The sequence below is a fragment of the Citrobacter sp. Ce006 genome (assembly GCF_030336535.1).
GTDB classification, from domain to species: Bacteria; Pseudomonadota; Gammaproteobacteria; order Enterobacterales; family Enterobacteriaceae; genus Citrobacter; species Citrobacter europaeus.
This window is the reverse complement of record NZ_JAOWDO010000073.1, coordinates 627,160-650,385: the sequence shown is the minus strand read 5'-3', so window position 1 is coordinate 650,385 and position 23,226 is coordinate 627,160. Positions and strand designations below refer to the sequence as shown.

At 53.6% G+C, this 23,226-nt stretch carries 23 protein-coding genes; 18 read left to right on the top strand and 5 right to left on the bottom strand.

What is annotated here, in order from left to right:
• Positions 1–461: 461 nt before the first annotated feature.
• The 4 genes from hslO to igaA form a co-directional block, all read right to left on the bottom strand.
• Entirely contained in the window at positions 462–1,340 is an 879-nt protein-coding gene (gene hslO / locus OGV94_RS21770) for an Hsp33 family molecular chaperone HslO (protein WP_016157640.1), read from the bottom strand.
• A gap of 24 nt (positions 1,341–1,364) precedes the next feature.
• Positions 1,365–1,766, bottom strand: a complete 402-nt coding sequence (hslR, locus tag OGV94_RS21765) for a ribosome-associated heat shock protein Hsp15 (protein WP_019078146.1) — start codon at positions 1,764–1,766, stop codon at positions 1,365–1,367.
• A gap of 10 nt (positions 1,767–1,776) precedes the next feature.
• Positions 1,777–2,445: a GMP/IMP nucleotidase gene (gene yrfG, locus OGV94_RS21760; RefSeq protein ID WP_003023533.1), complete on the bottom strand. Its 669-nt coding sequence runs from the start codon at positions 2,443–2,445 to the stop codon at positions 1,777–1,779.
• 62 nt (positions 2,446–2,507) lie between these two features.
• Positions 2,508–4,643, bottom strand: coding sequence for an intracellular growth attenuator protein IgaA (igaA, locus tag OGV94_RS21755; protein ID WP_286524375.1), 2,136 nt, complete (start codon positions 4,641–4,643; stop codon positions 2,508–2,510).
• A 322-nt stretch (positions 4,644–4,965) separates the two neighbouring features.
• Here igaA and nudE point away from each other — a divergent pair, with 322 nt between their 5' ends.
• The gene (gene nudE / locus OGV94_RS21750; RefSeq protein WP_003827667.1) at positions 4,966–5,526 is read left to right on the top strand and encodes an ADP compounds hydrolase NudE; all 561 of its coding nucleotides are present in this window, start codon (positions 4,966–4,968) and stop codon (positions 5,524–5,526) included.
• 55 nt (positions 5,527–5,581) lie between these two features.
• On the opposite strand, the gene mrcA is transcribed toward nudE, so the two are convergent.
• On the bottom strand, positions 5,582–8,134 hold the full coding sequence (gene mrcA, locus OGV94_RS21745; RefSeq protein ID WP_047408184.1) for a peptidoglycan glycosyltransferase/peptidoglycan DD-transpeptidase MrcA: 2,553 nt from the start codon (positions 8,132–8,134) through the stop codon (positions 5,582–5,584).
• 120 nt (positions 8,135–8,254) lie between these two features.
• On the opposite strand from mrcA, the gene OGV94_RS21740 reads away from it, so the two are divergent.
• From OGV94_RS21740 to OGV94_RS21660, 17 genes are all read left to right on the top strand, one after another.
• Entirely contained in the window at positions 8,255–9,034 is a 780-nt protein-coding gene (locus tag OGV94_RS21740) for a type IV pilus biogenesis protein PilM (protein ID WP_181231007.1), read from the top strand.
• A complete protein-coding gene (locus OGV94_RS21735) occupies positions 9,034–9,573 on the top strand; it encodes a PilN domain-containing protein (protein WP_043018574.1) in 540 nt (179 codons plus the stop codon). Before OGV94_RS21740 ends, OGV94_RS21735 begins: the two co-directional genes overlap by 1 nt.
• A complete protein-coding gene (locus OGV94_RS21730) occupies positions 9,557–10,012 on the top strand; it encodes a HofO family protein (RefSeq protein ID WP_047408189.1) in 456 nt (151 codons plus the stop codon). The genes OGV94_RS21735 and OGV94_RS21730 overlap by 17 nt, the downstream gene beginning before the upstream one ends.
• Complete coding sequence (locus OGV94_RS21725; RefSeq protein WP_047408192.1) at positions 10,002–10,415, top strand: HofP DNA utilization family protein; 414 nt, start codon at positions 10,002–10,004, stop codon at positions 10,413–10,415. The genes OGV94_RS21730 and OGV94_RS21725 overlap by 11 nt, the downstream gene beginning before the upstream one ends.
• Positions 10,318–11,565, top strand: a complete 1,248-nt coding sequence (gene hofQ, locus OGV94_RS21720) for a DNA uptake porin HofQ (RefSeq protein WP_172862456.1) — start codon at positions 10,318–10,320, stop codon at positions 11,563–11,565. The genes OGV94_RS21725 and hofQ overlap by 98 nt, the downstream gene beginning before the upstream one ends.
• 404 nt (positions 11,566–11,969) lie before the next feature.
• On the top strand, positions 11,970–12,491 hold the full coding sequence (gene aroK / locus OGV94_RS21715) for a shikimate kinase AroK (protein ID WP_003023552.1): 522 nt from the start codon (positions 11,970–11,972) through the stop codon (positions 12,489–12,491).
• 57 nt (positions 12,492–12,548) lie between these two features.
• Positions 12,549–13,637, top strand: a complete 1,089-nt coding sequence (gene aroB / locus OGV94_RS21710) for a 3-dehydroquinate synthase (protein ID WP_043018570.1) — start codon at positions 12,549–12,551, stop codon at positions 13,635–13,637.
• Between the two features lie 96 nt (positions 13,638–13,733).
• Positions 13,734–15,032, top strand: coding sequence for a cell division protein DamX (gene damX, locus OGV94_RS21705; RefSeq protein ID WP_075145549.1), 1,299 nt, complete (start codon positions 13,734–13,736; stop codon positions 15,030–15,032).
• Between the two features lie 117 nt (positions 15,033–15,149).
• Complete coding sequence (gene dam / locus OGV94_RS21700; RefSeq protein WP_043018568.1) at positions 15,150–15,986, top strand: adenine-specific DNA-methyltransferase; 837 nt, start codon at positions 15,150–15,152, stop codon at positions 15,984–15,986.
• Positions 15,987–16,003: 17 nt separating this feature from the next.
• Positions 16,004–16,681 (top strand): ribulose-phosphate 3-epimerase, encoded by a 678-nt coding sequence (rpe, locus tag OGV94_RS21695; protein ID WP_003023561.1) that lies wholly within the window; start codon positions 16,004–16,006, stop codon positions 16,679–16,681.
• A complete protein-coding gene (gene gph / locus OGV94_RS21690; protein ID WP_047408202.1) occupies positions 16,674–17,432 on the top strand; it encodes a phosphoglycolate phosphatase in 759 nt (252 codons plus the stop codon). The genes rpe and gph overlap by 8 nt, the downstream gene beginning before the upstream one ends.
• Positions 17,425–18,429, top strand: a complete 1,005-nt coding sequence (trpS, locus tag OGV94_RS21685) for a tryptophan--tRNA ligase (RefSeq protein WP_043018566.1) — start codon at positions 17,425–17,427, stop codon at positions 18,427–18,429. The genes gph and trpS overlap by 8 nt, the downstream gene beginning before the upstream one ends.
• 165 nt (positions 18,430–18,594) lie before the next feature.
• Positions 18,595–19,500: a GntR family transcriptional regulator YhfZ gene (yhfZ, locus tag OGV94_RS21680; protein ID WP_043018565.1), complete on the top strand. Its 906-nt coding sequence runs from the start codon at positions 18,595–18,597 to the stop codon at positions 19,498–19,500.
• 15 nt (positions 19,501–19,515) lie between these two features.
• Entirely contained in the window at positions 19,516–19,878 is a 363-nt protein-coding gene (locus OGV94_RS21675) for a hypothetical protein (protein WP_003847975.1), read from the top strand.
• A gap of 82 nt (positions 19,879–19,960) precedes the next feature.
• Positions 19,961–21,124 (top strand): YhfX family PLP-dependent enzyme, encoded by a 1,164-nt coding sequence (locus tag OGV94_RS21670; protein ID WP_199995018.1) that lies wholly within the window; start codon positions 19,961–19,963, stop codon positions 21,122–21,124.
• Positions 21,124–22,350, top strand: a complete 1,227-nt coding sequence (locus OGV94_RS21665) for a phosphopentomutase (protein ID WP_227093520.1) — start codon at positions 21,124–21,126, stop codon at positions 22,348–22,350. The genes OGV94_RS21670 and OGV94_RS21665 overlap by 1 nt, the downstream gene beginning before the upstream one ends.
• Positions 22,347–23,225 carry a phosphotriesterase-related protein gene (locus tag OGV94_RS21660; protein WP_087050817.1) on the top strand — a complete coding sequence of 293 codons (879 nt, stop codon included), beginning with the start codon at positions 22,347–22,349 and terminating at the stop codon, positions 23,223–23,225. The genes OGV94_RS21665 and OGV94_RS21660 overlap by 4 nt, the downstream gene beginning before the upstream one ends.
• The last annotated feature ends 1 nt before the right edge of the window (position 23,226 follow it).

Genomic DNA, 23,226 nt, shown 5'->3' with positions numbered 1-23,226 from the left:
GCTGCGACTCCTGTCACAAAGAGGCGGATATTATGGCAGGAAACCCTTTTTTGTTGTGGAAAATGTTCTTAAAACGTTAATAGAGAGTGTTTTTGGCGGGAATCTTGTGAGTGTAATCGCATTCACGTAAGAAAATAACGTAACTCATACATAAACAATATCGATTCACTTCCCGTGGCGGTGGTCTGAATTCGGTCCATCAATGCTCAAAATTGTGAAGTTGATGCGATTATGAGGCTTTCTCGTGATGCTGGATGACGACATGCATAGTGTTGAACGTTCACGAATCACTTACTGGAGCATGAGATCTATTGGTCTGCGGCAGACGGGGGCGAATGAGCAACTGGATTCAGCGTTCAGAGCGTGGCGTATATTGTCATTCACGGCGCACGGATAAAGATGCAGTATTACGCAGAGTAAGCGGAATTTAGCCCGGTAGAGCAAACTACCGGGCTCGTGATTTAATGTACCTGCGGGTCTGCCGGGGATGCATTGCTGCGGATCTCAGCAATGTCCATGGCGTTAAACAGATAGTGGCTACCGCAATAATCGCAGTGCATATCGATCTCGCCTTCTTCCGCCAGAATGCTGTCCACTTCTTCGTCCGGCAGCGTTTTCAGTGCACCAGCGCAGCGTTCGCGTGAACAGGTGCATTTGAACTCAACGTCCTGCGGATCGTAGAGGGTGACCTCTTCTTCGTGGTACAAGCGCCACAACACTTCGTTGGCCGGCAGCGTCAACAGCTCTTCGGTTTTAATGGTTTCGGTCAGGGCGGTCAGGTGATCGAAATCATCGGCCTGCGCGTTTTGCGCCGGCATTACCTGCAGCAGCATTCCGCCAGCAGCAGGTTTGCCATCGACGTCGCCAGTACGGATAAACAGGCGTGTCGGCAGCTGTTCAGAACGCATGAAGTAATCTTCCAGACAGGCGGCCAGCGTGTCACCTTCCAGACCGACCACGCCCTGATAGCGTTCGCCTTCTTCCGGGGTAATGGTGATCACCAGGTAACCGTTGCCTACCAGCGTTTTCAGATCCGCGCCTTCAGGAATATCACCCTGCATGCGGGCCACGCCGCGCATCTGCTGATTGTTGTTGCCGTTAATGACGGCCAGGCTCAGCGGACCATCACCCTGCAGCTGCACGGTGATATCACCGGCAAACTTCAGCGTGGCGGTGAGCAGGCTGGTGGCGACCAGCAGTTCAGCCAGCACGTTTTTGACCGGCTGCGGGTAAGTATGATTTTCGAGGATCTGTTGCAGAGTTTCCGAAACGGTCACCAGCTCGCCGCGCACGGCAAAGTTTTCAAACAGATAACGATGTAATTGGTCATGTTGCGGCATAATCATCTCTCTTGCAGGTGACAGTCACTCACTGTCGCCATGTTTAAATCGTAACAGGTCGCGGCGCTCTTTCTTGTCCGGTCGCCTGTCCGGGTGCGGCATGGTTAACGCGTTAAGTTTACGCGCCAGCGCCACTTTTTCGCGTTTTTCCACGCTTTCCGCGGTTTCTTCATACAGCGTAACGGCTTCCGTGGCCGGGCGACGCTGCTCGGTAATAGCCTTGATAATGACCGTTCGTTCGTCATTTCCCTGGCGCAGGGTGAGGGTGGCGTTCAGCTCGACAATCTTGCTCGGCTTGCTGCGCTGGCCGTTGTAATGCACCTTACCGCCTTCAACCATTTCGCGGGCTAGCGCACGCGTTTTGTAAAAGCGTGCCGCCCACAGCCATTTATCCAGCCTGACTTCAGTAGAGGGCTTTTCTTTCATGGCGTCTCCTTCACATCAGTGAGGGGATCAGTCGGCGGTAGTCATTCAATGACGGATGGCGTGCGTACTGTTTTTCCGCAATGCCAGAGTCGGGATTGGTTACGCCGAGGCAGTAACGAATACCATACAGGGCAGCGGCGTCGAGAATGGGTTCGCTGTCGTCAATAAATAGCGTCTTCTCTGCACTCATTCCCGTTTCTTCAGCCACAGCGTGCCATAACCGCTGATCCTCTTTGGGATAACCAAATGTGTGGGTGGAAAGTAATAAATCAAGGTGTGAGGCCAGACCGGTATGCTCAAGCTTCACCGCCAGATTATGCGGATGCGCGTTGGTGAGCAAAATACGGCGCTTGCCGCTGGCTTTTAAGGCATCAAGAAACGGTACGGTATCTTCACGCAAAACGGCGCGCGGTCCCTGTTCCGTAGTCATGGCGCAAATATCCAGATCCAGGCACTCGCTCCAGTAATCCAGGCAGTACCAGTTTAGCGTATGCTGCACGGCATGATACTGCTGACGAATATAGTCCTGGGCTTCCTGGGGAGAGATACCCTGCTTCGCGCCATAGGTTTCCGGCACCAGCTTTTGCCAGAAATAGTTATCGAATGCCAGGTCGAGCAGCGTGCCGTCCATATCTAACAACACGGTGTCGACATCCTGCCAGGCAATATTGATATGCATGGAAACTCCCCAGAAGAAAACATGATGCGCGACAGAGTAGCATATCCTGTCGCGCGAGCGTGTTATCGAATCAGGCTTTCCGGGTCGTCAATCAGCGTTGGATTCAGGCAGCTTTCGTAGTAGCTCTGAATTTCCGCGATGCGGGTGCGGTTACGCTGATAGCGTCTGAATGCCTGTATGCTGTTGTAGACAGCGCATCCGAGCATGGAGAACATCAGCAGCGTTGTGCCAAGGTAGCGCCATAATCCTGAACGATCCGGAATACGGTGCAGACCAATGTGCTGGGTGCCATTGGCGTCAGTCGAAATATTGGTGACGATCCCCTCCGCGCGAAACGGCGTCTGCATCAGCATCTGCGCCAGGCGCTGAAAGGCGTTCCACTGTTCCTGGGGAGGATAGTCATATAACGAGGTCGTCGGCCACGGCTGATCGACCAGATCGCTGCCTTCGTCGCTGATAATCAGGAAACCGCCGGGAGCAGGGCTATTCAGCGCCTGGGCCGCTCGCGCAGTCTCGCGTGAAATAAACGGCGCCGTAGAGGTATTCACCAGATTATCCAGCGACTCCGCGCTTACCGGACGCAGCAGCACGTTCACGCCATCCAGTTTGCCTGCGTTTGCTCGTTTCACCAGCGCGGTCCAGTCTTTACTGTTACCAAGGTTTACCAGCGCATTTTTTAAACGTACACATTCATCTTTGGCTGCGCACAGATCGGCCGTTTTCAGGACAATCTCGCCAAAATCGTCAAGTAACACCATGCCGGACTTTTGGATGGCCGAGCGTAACGATGCGCTGACGCGAGAGTCATCATCAGCTTTGGGATGCAGCTGGCGGTTCACGGCCTGCGTGAGCGCGGTAGCTTTATTTACCAGATCGGACTCAGGCAGCGGCAATGCGCGCGCGTCATTCCAGATAATTTGCGTGCAATCGAAAGGCATAAACGGCGTGGCAGGCTGCGCATTCCAGCTCCCCTGGGTATGAATGTTACACATACCCGTACCGCTCAGGTGCAGCGTGTCACCCACGCGAACGCCCGCGTTTTCGAGCTGTTTAACGCTGGTGGCTTCGATAGTCTGCGCGCCCTTCATCCAGGAAAGCGTTAGCTTTATCGGCATATCCAGAGGGATCCAAAACAGCAGCATCAGCAGTACCAGCAATGAGCCGCCCGCGATGACGGCGTTGCGCAGCCAGTGCTGTAACGGGAAGTTTTTCACTTCATCATGCAGGGATAAAAAACGCCCCTGGCGGACAACATGGCGATCGAGATAAATATCGATATCCGTTTGCTGGCCAAGATCCTGTGCGATGTAAGGCTGCCAGTGAGGGGGATAAATAAGATCAATAATGCCTAGCGAGATATTATTGATTTGCTCCTGATCGTTTTCGCCAAACAGTCCCCAGCGACGCGGCGTACCGCGCAGACAATGAATTTCCCGCAGGGCGGTTTTAGACGGCGGGGCGAACAGTCCCCACAGACCTGCCGCCAGCAGCAGCACCGCGCTACCAACGGCCCACGGAGCAAACGTATCCGGAATGATTAAGCAGAAAAAGAACAGCAGGAATGATGCGGCAATCAGCAGCGCTTCGCGCAATCCCGACGGGCGGCTGAGTGCGTATTCTTCATGGGTTTCCTGGCGAATATTCAGCAGTTCGATCTGCTCGCTTTCTTCACCGCGAATGGACGCCTGGGTAGAGGTGGTATGCTGTAGCGCATAGCCACGCGCTTCCTGCATATATTCCTGCAGCGTGTGGCCGTTCAGAGAGATAACCAGCGGTATCGTATTGGTGTGGATTAACTCAACGCTGTTTTCGTCATTGATGTATTGTTCCCAGAAAGGGGGAAGATGCACCTCAACGGAATCGAGATAGTAACGCCATTTGTTAGGAGCGTCGGTAGTAATGCCGTAACGTGTAATCGCGTGCGTCAGTACGATGACGCTATTACTTTGGGCATTCAGCGTTAACGATACCGGCGCGGAGCTGGCGCCCGTTGGACTCGGCACCTGCTGAATTTGACTAAGGCTTTCGAGATAGTTTTCAACTGCACTGCGCTCTTCAGGCGTGAGTTTACGCTTTGAGGCGTCTGAGAAGACGTTGCTCAAGGGTAAATTTTTCCGTCTGGATTTCGTTCTGAGTAGCCATCCTGCAAGCAATGAGCAGGCCAGCAAAGCAGCTAAAAAAATCAGAATGGTGCTCATGCTTTCCCCATCTTACTTAGTCTGTCAGGCGTGGCCAGTCGCACCCTGTTCAATATTCGTGATTCTGTGGTTGGCTATCGGCAAGTGTGGAGTCGAACTTGAGCATCTTTAAGTACAGCCCAGTAAATGCGAATCATAGCAAAATCACCAAAAATGGAATATCAGCAAATTCCTGGAGTTATTTCAACCTATTGACTTTTAATTTGAAATAGGGATTAACTTTTAGTACGTTACATAAATGTAAATAAACGGCAATTCACATTGCCGAAACCGTGCGGTATATCGCACAATAACCCCAGATTTCACAGCAAAGATCCTCACAATGAGCAAATCATTACAGAAACCCACGATTTTGAAAGTGGAAACCGTCGCCCAATCCCGGCTGTTTAAAGTCGAAAGCGTGGACCTTGAGTTCAGCAATGGCGTGCGCCGCGTTTATGAACGTATGCGTCCGTCCACGCGTGAAGCGGTAATGATTGTGCCGATTGTGGACGACCACCTGATCCTCATCCGCGAATACGCGGTTGGGACCGAATCTTACGAACTGGGTTTTTCCAAGGGATTAATCGATCCTGGCGAAAGCGTGTTTGAGGCGGCGAATCGGGAGTTAAAAGAAGAAGTGGGGTTTGGCGCAAAGGATCTGACTTTTTTAAAGAAACTCAGCATGGCGCCATCTTATTTCTCCAGCAAGATGAACATCGTGGTGGCAGAGGACTTATATCCTGAATCGCTGGAGGGTGATGAACCTGAGCCATTACCGCAGGTACGCTGGCCGCTGGCGCATCTGATGGACCTGCTGGAAGATCCTGATTTTCACGAAGCGCGTAATGTCAGTGCGCTGTTCCTCGTACGCGAATGGCTGAAAGGGCAGGGGCGGCTTTAATTTCTATCCCACAAATACACAACAATAAAAAAGGCACCGAAGCGCCTTTTTTTGATCAGAACAATTCGTGCGTCTCACCATTATCGATAATGGTAGTCCCCACCTCATGCACCGCCTGTTGCGTCGGCTGTGTGCCTTCAATGAAGTACTCTGCGCGGCTGTTGCCGCCGTTTGCCAGTTGACCGGTGCTGCGATCGATGTTGACCGTCACGATACCCGGCGGCGGCGTCAGCGGCTGCTCAGGCACGCCTTCCAGCACGGACTTCATGTAGGCATCCCATGCAGGCTGCGCACTCTTCGCGCCGCCTTCGTAGCCGGAGATTTGGTCTTTGATCGCCCCGGAAGCAGTCGTGTGGCCAAGGTTGCGACGATGGTCATCAAAGCCGATCCATACTGACGTCACCACCCCTGGCCCGTAGCCGGAGAACCACGCATCTTTAGAGCTGTTGGTGGTCCCGGTTTTCCCGCCGATATCGTGACGTTGTAAATCACGACCTGCGCGCCAACCGGTTCCCATCCAGCCTGGCTCACCAAAGATATTGGTGTTCAGTGCGCTTTTAATCAGGAAGGCCAGCGGCGTGTTGATCACGTGTGGGGCGTACTCCTGCGTTCCACTTTGTGCGACCAGCGCCTGGTTGGCCTGCTCAAGCTGCGGCATTGGCACGGCGGCATTTTGCTGTTCCTGCGAGACGGCAACATCTTCTACGTTACTGTTTTCCAGCACGTTAGATTTCTGGGTATCGCCGTAAATCACCGGAATATCGCATTCCGGACAGGCAATTTTCGGCTTCGCTTCGAAGATAACGCCGCCCATATCGCTTTCGATCTTACTGATGAAATACGGGTCGACCAGGAAGCCGCCGTTAGACATCACCGCGTAACCGCGCGCCACCTGCAACGGCGTGAACGAGGCCGAACCCAGCGCCAGCGACTCGGTGTGCACAATGTTCTGTGCCGGGAAACCAAAACGTTGTAGATACTCTGCCGCGTAATCCACGCCCATGGCGCGCATGGCGCGTACCATCACCACGTTTTTCGACTGGCCCAGCCCCTGACGTAAGCGAATAGGACCAGCATACTGCGGCGGTGAGTTCTTCGGCTGCCAGTCGGAACCGGCACCGGCATCCCAGCGGGAGATCGGTACGTCGTTGAGCATACTCGCCAGCGTCAGACCTTTATCCATCGCAGCGGTATACAGGAAGGGTTTGATGTTGGAACCCACCTGGCGTAGCGCCTGGGTTGCACGGTTAAACTTGCTCTGGTTGAAGTCAAAACCACCGACCAGCGCCAGCACCGCGCCGTTTTGCGGATTGATGGACACCAGTGCGGAGTTGACGTCCGGCACTTGCGCCAGCCACCAGGCATCGCCAACCTGGCGTACCCAGATTTGCTGGCCGGTCTGTACTACGTCGGTCACTTTACGCGGCGTTGGGCCTTGCTGGGTATCCGAGCGGTAAGGACGCGCCCAGCGCATACCATCCATTCGTAATGACACGGAGGTACCATCCGCCAGCGTGGCAATGGCTTCCTGCGGATTAGCGCTGGTAACAACCGCCGGAAGCAATGGGCCATAAGTCGGCAGTGCTTTCAGCGTATCGGTGATTTTCTTGCTGTCCCAACTGCTTTCGCCCACTTTCCACAGCACGTTCGACGGGCCGCGGTAGCCGTGGCGCATGTCGTAATCCATCACGTTGTTACGTACCGCCTGCTGGGCTGCTTGCTGTACTTTGCGCGTAATGGTGGTGGTGATGCGATACCCGTCTTCATAGGCTTTCTCGCCATAACGGTTATACATCTCCTGGCGCACCATTTCAGACAGATACGGCGCGGAGAAGGCGATTTCCGGCGCATGGTAGTTGGCGTCAATGGCCTCGCCGCGTGCCTGATCGTACTGGGCCTGCGTGATGTAGTTTTCGCTCAGCATACGCGACAGCACGACGTTACGTCGCGCGGTTGCCCGGTCCATCGAATAGAGGGGGTTGAAGGTTGACGGCGCTTTTGGCAGACCGGCAATCACCGCAATTTCACTTAAGCTCAGCTGATCTACGGTCTTACCGAAATAGACCTGAGCGGCAGCACCCACGCCATAGGCGCGATACCCCAGATAGATCTTGTTCAGATACAGTTCGAGGATCTCATCTTTACTCAGCAGTTGTTCAATGCGGATCGCCAGGAACACTTCCTTGATCTTACGCATCAGCGTACGTTCCGGGCTGAGGAAGAAGTTTCTCGCCAACTGTTGGGTAATGGTACTCGCCCCTTGCGATGCGTGGCCGGAAAACAACGCGACGCTGGCTGCACGGAAGATCCCCACCGGGTCTACCCCATGGTGCTCATAAAAGCGACTGTCTTCTGTGGCGATAAAGGCTTTAACCATCACCGGCGGCATTTGATCCAGCGTAACCGGAATTCGACGTTTCTCGCCATATTGCGCGATCAGCTCGCCGTCAGCGCTGTAAACCTGCATCGGGATCTGTAAACGCACATCTTTGAGCGTCGCGACGTCAGGTAATTGCGGCTCAATATAGCGATAGAGGCCATAAATCGAGCCTGCTCCCAGCAGGATGCAACATACTGCAAGGATTAATAAATACTTTACGAACTTCACTGGAGATTTCCCATTTAGTGGCATTTGGGCAGTTTATAAACAAACGCGCGGTAGTATAAAGGCAAGCCAGACGCATTGATATACCCGTTAAAGCAACGGGTGATAAGGAGATCATCAGCAATGGCTTTCAATATCTGGAAAATTGGTTTGCATATTCAGCAACATGAAGCGCTGGCTGTCGCCGCTGTTCACGACGCATCCGGTTGGTTTCTCCAGCGCTGGTGGCGTATACCGCTGACGCCCCAGGTTATCGTCGATGGCCACATTCGCGAGCCTGAACAGCTTGTCGCAGCGCTATTGCCGTGGAGCCGGGAGCTTCCTCGCCGACACCATATTCATCTCTCCTTTCCTGCCAACAGGACGTTACAAAAAAAGTACCCTCGTCCGGAAATGACGTTGCGTGAGCCGGAGCAAACCGCCTGGTTGTCCGGCTCGATGGCGCGAGAGCTGGATATGGCGCCGGATGCGCTGCATTTTGATTATAGCGAAGACACGTTGAGCCCGGCGTTTAACGTCACGGCTGCGCAAAGCAAAGAGATTTCAGCGCTTCTGACGCTTATCCAAACGTTGAAGGTACACGTTACGGCGATTACGCCGGATGCCAGCGCATTACAGCGATTTATGCCCTACCTGCCCGAACATCATCAGTGTCTGGCATGGCGTGATGACGCCCAGTGGCTATGGGCGACCCGTTCGGCATGGGGACGTAAATCAACAGGCGATATTGACAGTATCGACGAGCTTGCCGCGACATTGTCGCTTCCCACGACAGCCATTGCGCTATGCGGTCCCGGCGGCTTCGATCCGTTAAGCGTGGTGTCTGTACGCCAGCCGCCAATTCCAACGCCAGGCCATCGCTTCGCTATTGCTCTGGGACTCGCTATGGGAGGCGCATGCTAATGATAGCGACTATCAACCTTCTGCCCTGGCGCCAAACGCGACGCCGCGCCTGCCTGCGCTTCTGGTGTGTTTTATTTAGCGCTTCAATCCTGCTCAGTATCGGCGTGTTATTGCGCGGTTACAGCATGATAAACGTCGAAAACCGGGCTGAATTACTGCTGGCAGATGCCGAAAAGACGCGGGCCGAGGCCTTAATGGCGCTAAAGCCGCATATGCAGCAGCGCCAGCAACGATGGCTACAGGTTCAGGCGCGGAACAAACAGCGCGAGCAGACCCGAAACTGGCAGCAGGTTTTGCAAGGACTGGCGGAATTACTGCCGGAGCAGGCGTGGCTAACAAAAATCACCTGGCAGCAGGAGACGCTGGAACTGACGGGAAACACGCTGAACTTTACCGCGCTGAGGGCGCTGGAAGCGCAATTACGCCAGCAACCGCTGTTTACATTGGGCAGTCCTGGTGAAACGCTGCAGGATGCGCAGGGACGCTGGCAATTCCACTATCGACTGACGCGGAGCGGTGCGCATGATAACGCTCTGTGATAGCTGGTTAGCGCAGTCGCCACGTTTTCGAGTTTTCTGCTGGTGCGCCTGGATGTTGGGACTGCTCATCGCCGTCTTGCTATGCCTCAACTCCCCCTGGCAGAAACGGATTATGCAGCAAGAGGCGCTAAGCCAGCAACGCGCGGCCATTCAGGCGCAATGGCGAAATTTATATCTGTTGGCGGCATCGCCAGGAGAGCCTGAAGAGACGTTGATTCCGTTTTCCCCGCTGCGGTTTCAGACTCCTCTGGCACGTCTTCTCCACTGGCAGCCCTCTGCACAGGGCGGAGAGATGACGCTGAAGCCCGCCTGGGATGCCATCCCGCCGATGTTTGCCCAACTGGCGGATCAGGGGATGAACGTCAGCCGGTTTTCGCTTAGCGCTGAAGGTTCGGAGCTGCTGCTAACGCTACAACTGGAGCGCCTGAATGACGGTTGAACGTTGGCTGTTGGTATGCGTAAGCGTACTGATGCTCACTGGTATGCGTAATCCCTTTCTGCCGCCGGAGGACCGTTGCCAAATTGCTGAGCTGCCGACATGGCGTTTTCAGGGCATGGTGAGCCAGGGCGCACGACCTATCGGCATTGTTCAGGATAGCCAGAAAAAATGGCGACGGATTGAGCGAAATGACCTCCTGAAAAACGGTTGGACGATTACACAGATAACGGCCCTGAGCGTAACGCTCGACACAGGGAAAAACTGCGAGCCGCCGCGGTGGCAGTGGCAACGACAAGGAGCGGTAAATGAAGCGATGGATAGCGTGGATACTCTTCGCGTTGGCGGTTGGAATAACGAGCGCGCTGGCGGGAAAACCACAAAACGTGACGCTGGTGGTCGATGATGTACCGGTTGCACAGGTATTGCAGGCGCTGGCTGAACAGGAGCAGAAAAACCTGGTCGTTTCACCGGATGTGAGCGGCGTGCTGTCGCTGCATTTGACGGATGTCCCCTGGAAACAGGCATTGCAAACGGTGGTGAAAAGCGCCGGGCTGGTATTACGTCAGGAGGGCAATATTCTGCATGTACATTCTGTCCAATGGCAGAGTGAAAATGCGGCCCGCCAGGACAATGAACAGGCACGGATTCAGGCCAGTTTGCCACTGGAGCAGCGCAGCATTATTTTGCAATATGCCGATGCCACCGAGCTGGCCAAAGCCGGAGAAAAGCTGCTTAGCGCCAAAGGAAGCATGACGGTGGATAAACGAACCAACCGCTTACTGCTGCGTGACAATAGCGTTGCGCTTAATGCACTGGAAAAATGGGTGGCGCAAATGGATTTGCCGGTTGCCCAGGTCGAACTGGCGGCGCATATCGTCACGATTAATGAAAAAAGTTTGCGTGAGCTGGGGGTTAAGTGGTCGCTGGCTGACGCACAGCAACCGGGGGCGGTAGGGAACGTCACAACGCTTGCCAGCGATCTCTCTGTATCCGCCGCCACATCACGTGTGGGATTTAACATTGGCCGTATTAACGGCCGTTTACTTGAGCTGGAGCTGTCTGCGCTGGAGCAAAAACAGCAACTGGATATCATTGCCAGTCCTCGCTTACTGGCTTCTCACCTGCAACCTGCCAGTATTAAGCAGGGTAGCGAGATCCCTTATCAGGTCTCCAGCGGTGAAAGCGGCGCGACATCCGTCGAGTTTAAGGAAGCGGTACTGGGGATGGAGGTAACGCCCACCGTATTGCAGAAAGGGCGCATCAGACTGAAACTGCATATCAGCCAGAATGTTCCCGGGCAGGTGCTGCAGCAGGCGGATGGCGAGGTTCTGGCTATTGATAAGCAGGAGATTGAAACCCAGGTCGAGGTAAAAAGCGGCGAGACGATTGCGCTGGGCGGGATTTTTTCACATAAGAATAAATCCGCAGCCGACAGCGTGCCGTTGTTAGGCGACATTCCCTGGCTTGGCACTTTCTTTCGCCATGATGGTAAAGAAGACGAACGGCGCGAATTAGTGGTTTTTATTACGCCCAGACTGGTTTCAGCGCAATAACTTATGCATGAAAAGCCGTTGTTTTTGCACTGAACACGTTTCAGGGATTTGACGTGCGGGTGTATTTAGCATACAAGGAGTACCGATTTGAGCGTCGGTGCTTTTCTTTACTTATGCGGCAGTAAATACGCTTTGCCTTTCTGGTGGTGTGTCATAGGCTTATTTGGTGTCATTTGGCTGCGCGATACGTCGCCAGGTCTGATGTTTGCAGGGTAGCATGCCTGCCACGACCAGAAATGCGTAAGGTTTGGTGATTTATTCAGTTGCCAAACCCGCTTGAGTATTGAGATAATTTTCAGTCTGACTCTCGCAATATCTTATGAGGTTTCAGTTCATGTCCTGCTGCGCTGGGTGTCTGCGAAGCGGGTTTATCATTAACGAATAGTCTTAGTAGTACCGAAAAAATGGCAGAGAAACGCAATATCTTTCTGGTTGGGCCTATGGGTGCCGGAAAAAGCACTATTGGGCGCCAGTTAGCTCAACAACTCAATATGGAATTTTACGATTCTGATCAAGAGATTGAGAAACGAACCGGAGCTGATGTGGGCTGGGTCTTCGATGTAGAAGGTGAAGACGGCTTCCGTGATCGCGAAGAAAAAGTCATCAACGAGTTGACGGAAAAACAGGGTATTGTGCTGGCAACTGGCGGTGGCTCTGTAAAATCACGTGAAACACGTAACCGTCTCTCCGCGCGTGGCGTCGTGGTCTATCTTGAAACGACAATTGAAAAACAACTTGCGCGTACTCAACGCGACAAGAAACGCCCGCTGCTGCAGGTAGAATCACCGCCTCGTGAAGTTCTGGAAGCGTTGGCTGACGAACGCAATCCTCTGTACGAAGAGATTGCTGACGTGACCATTCGCACCGACGATCAGAGCGCAAAAGTCGTAGCAAACCAGATTATTCATATGTTGGAAAGCAACTAATTCTGGCTGAATACACACTCGTCTGCGGGTACAAGTAACTAAGGTGGATGTCGCGTAATGGAGAGGATCACAGTCACTCTCGGGGAACGTAGTTACCCTATCACCATCGCGGCTGGTTTGTTCAATGAGCCAGCTTCATTCTTACCGCTGAAATCGGGCGATCAGGTTATGTTGGTGACCAACGAAACCCTGGCTCCCCTTTATCTCGATAAGGTTCGCGGCGTACTTGAACAGGCGGGTGTTAACGTTGATAGCGTTATCCTTCCCGATGGCGAGCAGTATAAAAGCCTGACGGTTCTGGATACGGTTTTCACCGCGTTACTGCAAAAACCGCACGGTCGTGATACCACGTTAGTCGCACTTGGCGGCGGCGTGATTGGCGATCTGACCGGTTTTGCGGCAGCCAGTTATCAGCGTGGTGTGCGTTTTATTCAAGTCCCGACAACCCTGTTGTCACAGGTCGACTCCTCCGTTGGCGGCAAAACCGCCGTAAACCATCCCCTCGGTAAAAACATGATTGGCGCGTTTTACCAACCGGCCTCCGTGGTGGTGGATCTCGATTGTCTGAAAACGCTTCCTGCGCGTGAGCTGGCATCGGGGCTGGCGGAAGTGATCAAATACGGCATCATTCTTGACGGTGAATTTTTCAGCTGGCTGGAAGACAATCTGGATGCGTTACTGCGTCTGGACGGTCCGGCGATGGCGTACTGTATTCGCCGTTGTTGTGAGCTGAAAGCAGAAGTTGTTGCAGCAGACGAGCGCGAAATGGGCTTACGTGCTTTACTGAATCTGGGACACACGTTTGGCCATGCGATCGAAGCTGAAATGGGTTATGGCAATTGGTTACATGGTGAAGCAGTCGCAGCAGGTATGGTAATGGCTGCTCGTACGTCAGAACGCCTTGGGCAGTTTACCTCCGCAGATACGCAGCGCATCATTACGCTACTGCAGCGAGCGGGCTTACCGGTTAATGGGCCGCGTGAGATGTCTGTTGAAGCTTATCTGCCGCATATGCTGCGAGATAAAAAAGTGTTAGCGGGAGAGATTCGTTTAGTGCTTCCGCGGGCCATAGGGAAGAGTGAAGTGCGCGGCGGAGTGTCGCACGAGGTGGTTCTTAACGCTATTGCTGATTGCCAGCAGGCGTAACAACAAGAAAGGTCTGGCTTACGTTGCAAAACGTAGGTCTTTTAGCTTCAGGTTATGTGCAAAGTCGTAAGCATTAACCTTTGAGTGGGGTGTTAAATGGATGAATTCAAACCAGAAGACGAGCTGAAACCCGATCCCAGCGATCGTCGTACTGGTCGTTCTCGTCAATCGTCTGAACGCGATAATGAGCCGCAAATCAATTTTGATGATGTTGATCTGGATGCTGACGATCGCCGTCCTGCGCGCACGCGTAAAGAGCGTGAAGAAGAGCGGGACATTGAAGAAGAGTATGAATCTGATGACGATGGCGTGGATGAAGAGCGTGTAGAACGTCGTCCGCGCAAGCGTAAGAAAGCCGCCAGTAAGCCTGCCTCTCGTCAGTATATGATGATGGGTGTCGGTGTTCTGGTGCTGTTGCTGCTGATCATCGGTATCGGTTCTGCGCTGAAAGCCCCCTCATCCTCTTCCAGTGAGCCTACTGCATCTGGCGAGAAGAGCATCGATCTTTCTGGCAGCAACGCGACGGATCAGGCGGGTACGACTACGCCTGCAACGGGCGCTGAGCAGACCGCTGGCAATACCCAGCAGGATGTTTCCCTGCCGCCGATTTCCTCAACCCCAACTCAAGGTCAGACGCCTGCGGCAACTGAAGGCCAGCAGCGTGTTGAAGTGCAGGGCGATCTGAACAACGCTCTGACGCAACCGCAAGGTCAGGAGCAGGTTAACAACGTCGTGGTTAACTCTACGCTGCCGACCGAGCCTGCGACCGTTGCGCCGATGCGTAATGGTAATGCTGCGCGCCAGACTGCGAAAACGGAAACGACTGAACGTCCTGTGGCTACGCATCAGGAACGTAAACAGGCCGTCATTGAACCGAAGAGCAAACCGCAAACTACGGTGAAAGCGACGCCGACAGAGCCGAAACCTGTTGCTCAGGCAAAACCAACCGCAACTGCGCCGACGACCACAACCAAAGCACCTGTGGTTACCGCTACGCCGAAGGCGACGGCTGAGCCGAAAGCAACCGCGACTACCACGCCTGCTCAGACCGCAACGCCTGCGCCAACCGCAACAGCGTCAACGCCTGTTGCTGGCGGAGCGAAAAGTACAGGAAATGTTGGAGCGTTAAAATCTGCGCCGTCCAGTCATTACACGCTGCAGCTCAGCAGTTCTTCTAACTACGACAACTTGAACGGTTGGGCGAAGAAAGAAAACCTGAAGAACTACGTGGTGTATCAGACGACGCGTAACGGTCAACCGTGGTATGTTCTGGTGACGGGCGTGTATGCGTCTAAAGAAGATGCTAAACGTGCAGTGTCTACGTTACCCGCCGATATTCAGGCGAAAAACCCGTGGGCAAAACCGCTGCACCAGGTTCAGGCCGATTTGAAGTAAGATAGGATATGTTCTGCAATGGTTTGCTGTTTCGCCCAATTGCGGGACAAAGACTAAAGCGCAGGATGCTGTCGGAGCTTTCTCCACAGCCGGAGAAGGTGTAATTAGTTAGTCAGCATGAAAAAAAATCGCGCTTTTTTGAAATGGGCAGGGGGAAAATACCCCCTGCTTGATGATATCAAACGGCATTTACCTAAGGGTGAATGCCTGATTGAACCTTTCGTGGGTGCCGGGTCGGTGTTTCTTAACACCGACTTTTCTCGTTATATTCTTGCCGATATCAACAGCGACCTCATCAGTCTCTATAACATCGTGAAGACGCGTACCGATGAGTATGTGCAGGCTTCACGTGAGCTGTTTATGCCTGAAACCAATCAGGCTGAGGTGTACTATCGGTTCAGAGAAGAATTTAATGCCAGCCAGGACCCCTTCCGCCGTGCAGTGCTGTTCTTGTATCTGAACCGCTTCGGTTACAACGGATTGTGTCGCTATAACCTGCGCGGCGAGTTTAACGTGCCGTTTGGTCGTTATAAAAAACCGTATTTCCCGGAAGCCGAGTTGTACCATTTTGCTGAAAAAGCGCAGAATGCGGAGTTTCATTGCCTCTCCTATGAAGAGTGCATGGATCGTGCGGATAGCAACTCTGTGGTCTATTGTGACCCGCCTTATGCACCGCTTTCGGCGACGGCAAATTTCACCGCGTATCATACCAACAGCTTCAGCCCAAAAGAGCAGGCGCATCTGGCCGAAATGGCAGAAAAGCTGGTCAGTAAGCAGATCCCGGTGTTAATTTCGAATCATGACACGCCCGATACCCGTGAGTGGTACCGATCGGCGAAACATTTTCAGGTCAAAGTGCGGCGCAGCATTAGCAGCAATGGCGGCACGCGTAAAAAGGTGAACGAACTGCTGGCACTGTATAAACCAGGAGTTGTAACGCCTGCGAAGAAATAATTCTCAAGGAGAAGCGGATGAAACAGTATTTGATCGCCCCCTCAATTCTGTCGGCTGATTTTGCCCGCCTGGGTGAGGACACCGCGAGAGCGCTGACTGCCGGTGCCGACGTTGTGCACTTCGACGTCATGGACAATCACTACGTACCGAATCTGACCATCGGACCGATGGTCCTGAAATCGCTGCGTAAATATGGCATCACCGCCCCGATTGATGTTCACCTGATGGTGAAACCGGTCGATCGTATTGTCCCGGACTTCGCCGCCGCTGGCGCCAGCATCATTACTTTTCATCCGGAAGCCTCCGAGCATGTCGATCGCACTTTACAGCTGATCAAAGAGCATGGTTGTAAAGCGGGCCTGGTGTTCAACCCGGCAACGCCGCTGAGCTATCTGGATTACGTCATGGACAAGCTCGACGTGATCCTGCTGATGTCCGTTAACCCAGGCTTTGGCGGGCAGTCCTTCATTCCGCAAACATTGGATAAGCTGCGCGAAGTGCGTCGCCGCATTGATGAATCTGGCTATGACATTCGTCTGGAAGTGGACGGCGGCGTCAAAGTGAACAACATTGGTGAAATCGCCGCGGCAGGCGCAGATATGTTTGTCGCAGGCTCAGCTATTTTCGACCAACCAGATTACAAAAAAGTCATTGATGAAATGCGCAATGAACTGGCGAAGGTAAGTCATGGATAAGTTTCAGGATATTCGGGGCGCTGCATTTGACCTCGACGGCACGCTGGTCGACAGCGCGCCGGGATTAGCCGCTGCGGTGGATATGGCGCTGTATGCGCTGGAACTGCCGGTTGCCGGTGAAGAACGTGTTATCACCTGGATTGGTAACGGTGCAGATGTACTGATGGAGCGCGCGCTGGCGTGGTCTCGTCAGGAGCGCGCAACTTTACGCAAAACGATGGGTAAACCCCCCGTTGATGATGATATTCCCGCCGAGGAACAGGTACGTATTTTGCGTAAGCTGTTCGACAGATACTACGGCGATGTCGCAGAAGAGGGAACATTCCTGTTTCCTGATGTTGCCGATACGCTGGGCGCGCTGCATGCGAAAGGATTGCCGCTGGGTCTGGTGACCAATAAACCGACCCCGTTTGTCGCGCCATTGCTCGAGGCGTTGGATATCGCCAAATACTTTAGCGTGGTCATCGGTGGTGACGATGTGCAGAATAAAAAACCGCATCCGGATCCGCTGCTGTTGGTGGCAAGCAAGCTTGGCATCAAGCCCGAGCAAATGCTCTTCGTAGGGGATTCACGCAATGATATTCAGGCGGCAAAAGCTGCTGGCTGTCCGTCCGTTGGCCTGACCTATGGCTACAACTACGGCGAGTCGATCGCGCTGAGCCAGCCCGACGTTATTTACGACCGTATTAATGAACTACTGCCCGCTCTCGGGCTTCCGCATAGCGAAAATCAGGAATTAAAAAATGACTAAGCCCATCGTTTTTAGTGGCGCACAGCCCTCAGGTGAATTGACCATTGGCAACTATATGGGTGCGCTGCGTCAGTGGGTGAGCATGCAGGATGACTACCATTGCATCTACTGCATCGTAGACCAACATGCCATCACCGTTCGTCAGGATGCTCAGCAACTGCGTAAAGCAACGCTGGATACGCTGGCGTTGTATCTGGCATGCGGAATCGATCCTGAAAAAAGCACCATTTTCGTGCAGTCTCACGTACCGGAACATGCCCAGCTAGGTTGGGCGCTGAACTGCTACACCTACTTCGGCGAACTGAGCCGTATGACCCAGTTCAAAGACAAATCCGCGCGCTATGCGGAGAACATCAACGCCGGTCTGTTTGATTATCCGGTGCTGATGGCGGCAGACATCCTGCTGTATCAGACCAACCAGGTGCCGGTTGGCGAAGATCAGAAACAGCATCTGGAACTGAGCCGCGATATTGCCCAGCGCTTCAACGCCCTGTATGGCGATATCTTCAAAGTGCCTGAGCCGTTCATTCCTAAATCCGGTGCGCGCGTGATGTCGCTGCTGGAGCCGACGAAGAAAATGTCCAAGTCGGATGACAACCGCAACAACGTGATCGGCCTGCTGGAAGATCCGAAATCCGTGGTTAAGAAAATCAAACGAGCGATGACCGACTCCGAAGAGCCGCCGGTTGTTCGCTACGACGTGCAGAACAAAGCAGGTGTTTCCAACCTGCTGGATATCCTCTCTGCCGTCACTGGCCAGAGCATTCCGGAGCTGGAACAGCACTTCGAAGGCAAAATGTATGGTCATCTGAAAGGTGAAGTCGCAGAGGCCGTTTCCGGCATGCTGACCGAGCTTCAGGCGCGGTATCACCGTTTCCGTAACGATGAAGCTTTCCTGCAGAAAGTGATGAAAGACGGTGCGGAGAAAGCCAGCGCCCGCGCGTCTGTTACGCTGAAAGCCGTTTACGAAGCGATTGGTTTTGTGGCCAAGCCGTAATGCGCTCTGCGTTGTTGAAGAAACCGGGTTACGCCCGGTTTTTTTTCGCCTGTTCGTTGGTAAATCTCAAAAAATGTGAGGCGCCTCGCCGTTTGCACATTTCCTCATTGCGTTATATCTTCACTTTAATGAAGATATAAATATTCACTTTACTGAAAATATAAAATGCGTCGGACATTTATCAAGAAAGAGGGGGTTGTGCTGACAACCCTGGCCCGTTACCTGCTCGGTGAGAAGTGTGGTAACAGACTGAAAACTATCGATGAACTGGCTGCCGAGTGTCACTCATCGGTAGGGTTAACCCAGGCCGCGTTGAAAACGCTGGAATCCTCCGGGGCGATCCGTATTGAGCGCCGCGGGCGTAACGGTAGCTATCTGGTGGAGATGGATAACCGTACGCTGCTAAAGCATGTGGATATTAATAACGTGGTCTGTGCGATGCCGCTGCCCTACACCCGTTTATATGAAGGACTGGCGAGTGGGCTTAAGGCTCAATTCGATGGGATCCCGTTTTATTACGCACACATGCGTGGGGCTGATATTCGCGTGGAATGCCTGCTGAACGGCGTCTATGACATGGCGGTAGTTTCCCGCCTGGCGGCGGAAAGTTACCTTGCCCAGGATGGATTGCGCATTACGTTAGCGCTGGGACCGCATACCTACGTCGGCGAGCATCAGCTGATTTGTCGCAAGGGCGAATCCGCAGATGTAAAACGTGTCGGGCTCGATAACCGTTCGGCGGATCAGAAAATCATGACCGAGGCCTGTTTTGGCGACCGTGACGTTGAATTGATCGATATGCCTTATCACGAAAGCTTGCAGCGTATCGCGAGAGGGGATGTGGATGCGGTTATCTGGAACGTGGTTGCAGAGGCCGAGTTGGCGGTACTGGGATTAGAAGCCACGCCGCTCACCAACGATCCGCGATTTCTGCAGGCCACGGAGGCGGTAGTGCTGACCCGGGCTGAGGATTATCCGATGCAACAGCTACTACGAGCGGTCGTCAATAAAGAGGCGCTGCTTGCCCACCAACAGCGTGTGGCGAACGGTGAACAGGAACCCAGTTATTAAGTGAAGGCGAACGATATGGAAAACAGGCTTAACCTGCTGTGTGAAGCGGGCGTTATCGACAAGGATATTTGTAGCGGCATGCTGCAGGTGGTCAGGCGGCTGGATGAAGAGTGGTGTTTGCCGGTTTATAGCGAGCAAGGGACCATGGCGATGACCCATATGGCGAGCGCGTTAATGCGCAGTCGCCAGGGGGAAGTGATTGAAGCACTGGATGGTGAGCTGTTGGAGGAGTTGGCGCAATCTCATCTGTGGCCAACTATTTTATTGGTACATCAGGCGCTGCTGAAAGAGTTCACGGTGACGCCGCACGCGAATGAAGAAGGCTATATGTTGGCTAACCTGTACGGATTGTGGATGGCGGCGAACGAAGGCGTCTGAAATCAATGGGCAATGAGCTTATTGCATCCTAAATATTCAAAAAAATGAATATTTAACTGAAGGATTAGAACGAGGCAGAGAAATGTTTATAGATGCATTGAAACGCCAGAACCCCGCACTTATCTCGGCCGCTATCGCGTTGTGGCAGCAAGGGAAGATCGCGCCTGACAGTTGGGTCATTGATGTTGATCAGGTCATTGAGAATGGCAAACGCCTGCTGGATGTCGCCAGGCAACATGGCATCTCGCTATATCTGATGACCAAACAGGTAGGACGTAACCCGTGGCTGGCAGAGAAACTGTTGCAGCTTGGCTATGAAGGTATCGTGGTTGTCGATTACAAGGAGAGCCGCGTCATGCGCCGCGCCGGGTTACCGGTTGCGCATCAGGGACATCTGGTGCAGATCCCGTCGCGGCTGGTCAATGAGGCAGTGGCGCAAGGCACTGAGGTCATCACATTGTTCTCGCTGGAGAAAGCGCGCGAAGTTTCGGCTGCGGCGGTGAAGGCCGGCTGTGAACAGAACGTGATGCTGAAGGTGTATGACAAGGATGATTTTCTCTATCCGGGGCAGGAAAGCGGATTTCCGCTGAAGTATCTGACGGATGTGGTCAATGAAATCCGCAGCCTGCCGGGCCTGCGTCTGTGCGGGTTAACCCATTTCCCCTGCCTGTTATGGGATGAAAAATCAGCGCAGACGATGCCGACGCCTAATCTGCACACGCTGGTGAGCGCCCGACGTCAGTTGGCGGAAGCCGGGATTGCCATTGAGCAGCTTAATGCGCCGTCAGCCAGTAGCTGCGCGTCACTCCCCCTGTTGGCGGAATATGGCGTCACCCATGCTGAGCCGGGTCATGCGCTGACCGGCACCATTCCTTGTAATCAAAAAGGCGACCAGCCGGAACGCATTGCGATGCTGTGGTTAAGCGAGGTTTCGCACACGTTTCGTGGGGACAGTTATTGCTATGGCGGGGGCTATTACCGTCGTGGTCACGCGCAAAACGCGCTGGTCTTTACGCCGGAAAATGGCGCCCCAATAGCCGCAAAGCTTAAACCCGTGGACGACAGCAGCATTGACTACTACCTGCCTGTAGCCGGCGAATTTCCGGTGAGCAGCGCGGTGATCTTCTGTTTTCGCACCCAGATCTTCGTGACGCGTAGCGACGTGGTGCTGGTGTCGGGCATTCAGCGCGGCGCGGCTGAAATCGTCGCGCGTTATGACAGTCTCGGCAATATTCTGGAGGACTAATGGCTCGATTCGTCGTGTTGGTGATCGACAGTTTTGGTGTTGGCGCAATGAAAGACGTCACGTTGGTCAGGCCGCAGGATGCGGGAGCGAATACCTGCGGCCATATCCTGGGCGAACTCCCGCAGTTACGGTTGCCAACGCTGGAAAAGTTGGGGCTGATTAACGCTCTGGGCTTTGCGCCTGGCGTGATGAAACCTTCAGCATCGGCGGTTTGGGGCGTTGCAGAGCTGCAGCATGAAGGGGGAGATACCTTTATGGGCCATCAGGAGATTTTAGGCACACGACCTCAGGCTCCGCTGCGGATGCCATTTAGCGACGTCATCAATGGCGTTGAGCAAGCGCTGAAAGCCGCGGGCTGGCAGGTGGAACGCCGCGGCGGCGATCTGGCGTTTCTTTGGGTCAACAATGCGGTCGCAGTGGGCGATAACCTCGAAGCGGATTTAGGTCAGGTCTACAACATTACCGCCAATCTTGCCGTTATCCCATTTGATGAGGTGCTAAAAATAGGCCGTGTGGTGCGTGAGCAGGTTCAGGTCGGGCGCGTGATCGCGTTTGGCGGTCAGCTTAAAGACAGCCAGCGCATTCTGGATGCAGCCGAGACCAAAGAAGGACGCTTTATCGGCATTAACGCTCCACGCTCCGGTGCCTATGAAAATGGCTTCCAGGTCAGGCATATGGGTTTTGGCGTAGATGAGCAGGTACAGGTGCCACAAAAACTGCATGACGTCGGAATCCCTACCGTGCTGGTCGGTAAAGTGGCGGACATCGTTGCCAATCCGCACGGGCGCAGCTGGCAAAACCTGGTGGATAGCCAGCAGATCATGGATATCACGCTTAACGAATTTAACGCTGAGCCGACGGTATTTATCTGTACCAACATTCAGGAAACCGATCTTGCCGGGCACGCTGAAGACGTAGCGCGGTATGCCGAACGGTTGCAGCTTGTCGATCTTAATCTTTCGCGCCTTTTGGCCGCTATGGATCCAAGTGACTGTCTGGTGGTCATGGCCGATCACGGCAACGATCCGACCATCGGTCACAGCCATCATACCCGGGAAGTTGTGCCGGTACTGGTGTATCAACAGGGGCTGGAGCCTGCGCAATTAGGCATCCGGGCGACGTTATCCGATGTTGGCGCGACGGTGTGTGAATTTTTCGGCGCGGCGGCGCCACAAAATGGCTGCTCTTTTCTCTCGGCATTGCGCCTTACAGGAGACACCTTATGAACTTTGATCCGACGGGCTATACCTGGGTCCACGAACATCTGCATATCGATCTCTCTGGGTTCAAAAATAACCTCGACTGCCGGTTAGATCAGTACGATCTGATTTGTCAGGAGATGAAGGATCTCCGGGCGTCAGGCGTCAGCAATATTATTGAGATGACCAACCGCTATATGGGGCGTAATCCACAATTCATGCTCGACCTGATGCGCGATACCGGTATCAACGTCATGGCCTGCACTGGCTATTACCAGGATGCGTTTTTCCCTGAACATGTCGCGGCTCGCAGCGTGGAACAGCTCGCGCAGGAGATGGTCGATGAGATAGTCATCGGTATTGATGGTACTGAATTGAAGGCCGGAATTATTGCGGAAATTGGCTCCAGCGAAGGGGTGATTACGCCGCTTGAAGAGAAGGTGTTTATCGCCGCGGCGCGGGCGCACATCGAAACCGGACGTCCCATCTCCACCCACACCTCGTTTAGCACCATGGGCCTGGAACAGCTGGTGTTGCTGCAGGCGCACGGCGTTGACCTTTCTCGCGTAACCGTTGGTCACTGCGACCTGAAAGATAATCTCGACAATATCTTACGCATGATCGATCTCGGCGCGTATGTGCAGTTCGATACCATCGGTAAAAACAACTATTACCCGGACGAGAAACGCATTGGCATGCTGCATGCGCTGCGCAATCGCGGGCTGCTTAATCGCGTGATGCTTTCCATGGACATTACCCGCCGCTCGCATTTAAAGGCCAATGGCGGCAATGGCTACGACTATCTGTTAACCACTTTTATCCCACAGTTGCGCCAGTCAGGATTCAGCCAGGCCGATGTGGACACGATGTTACGTGATAACCCCTCAAAATTTTTCCAATAAG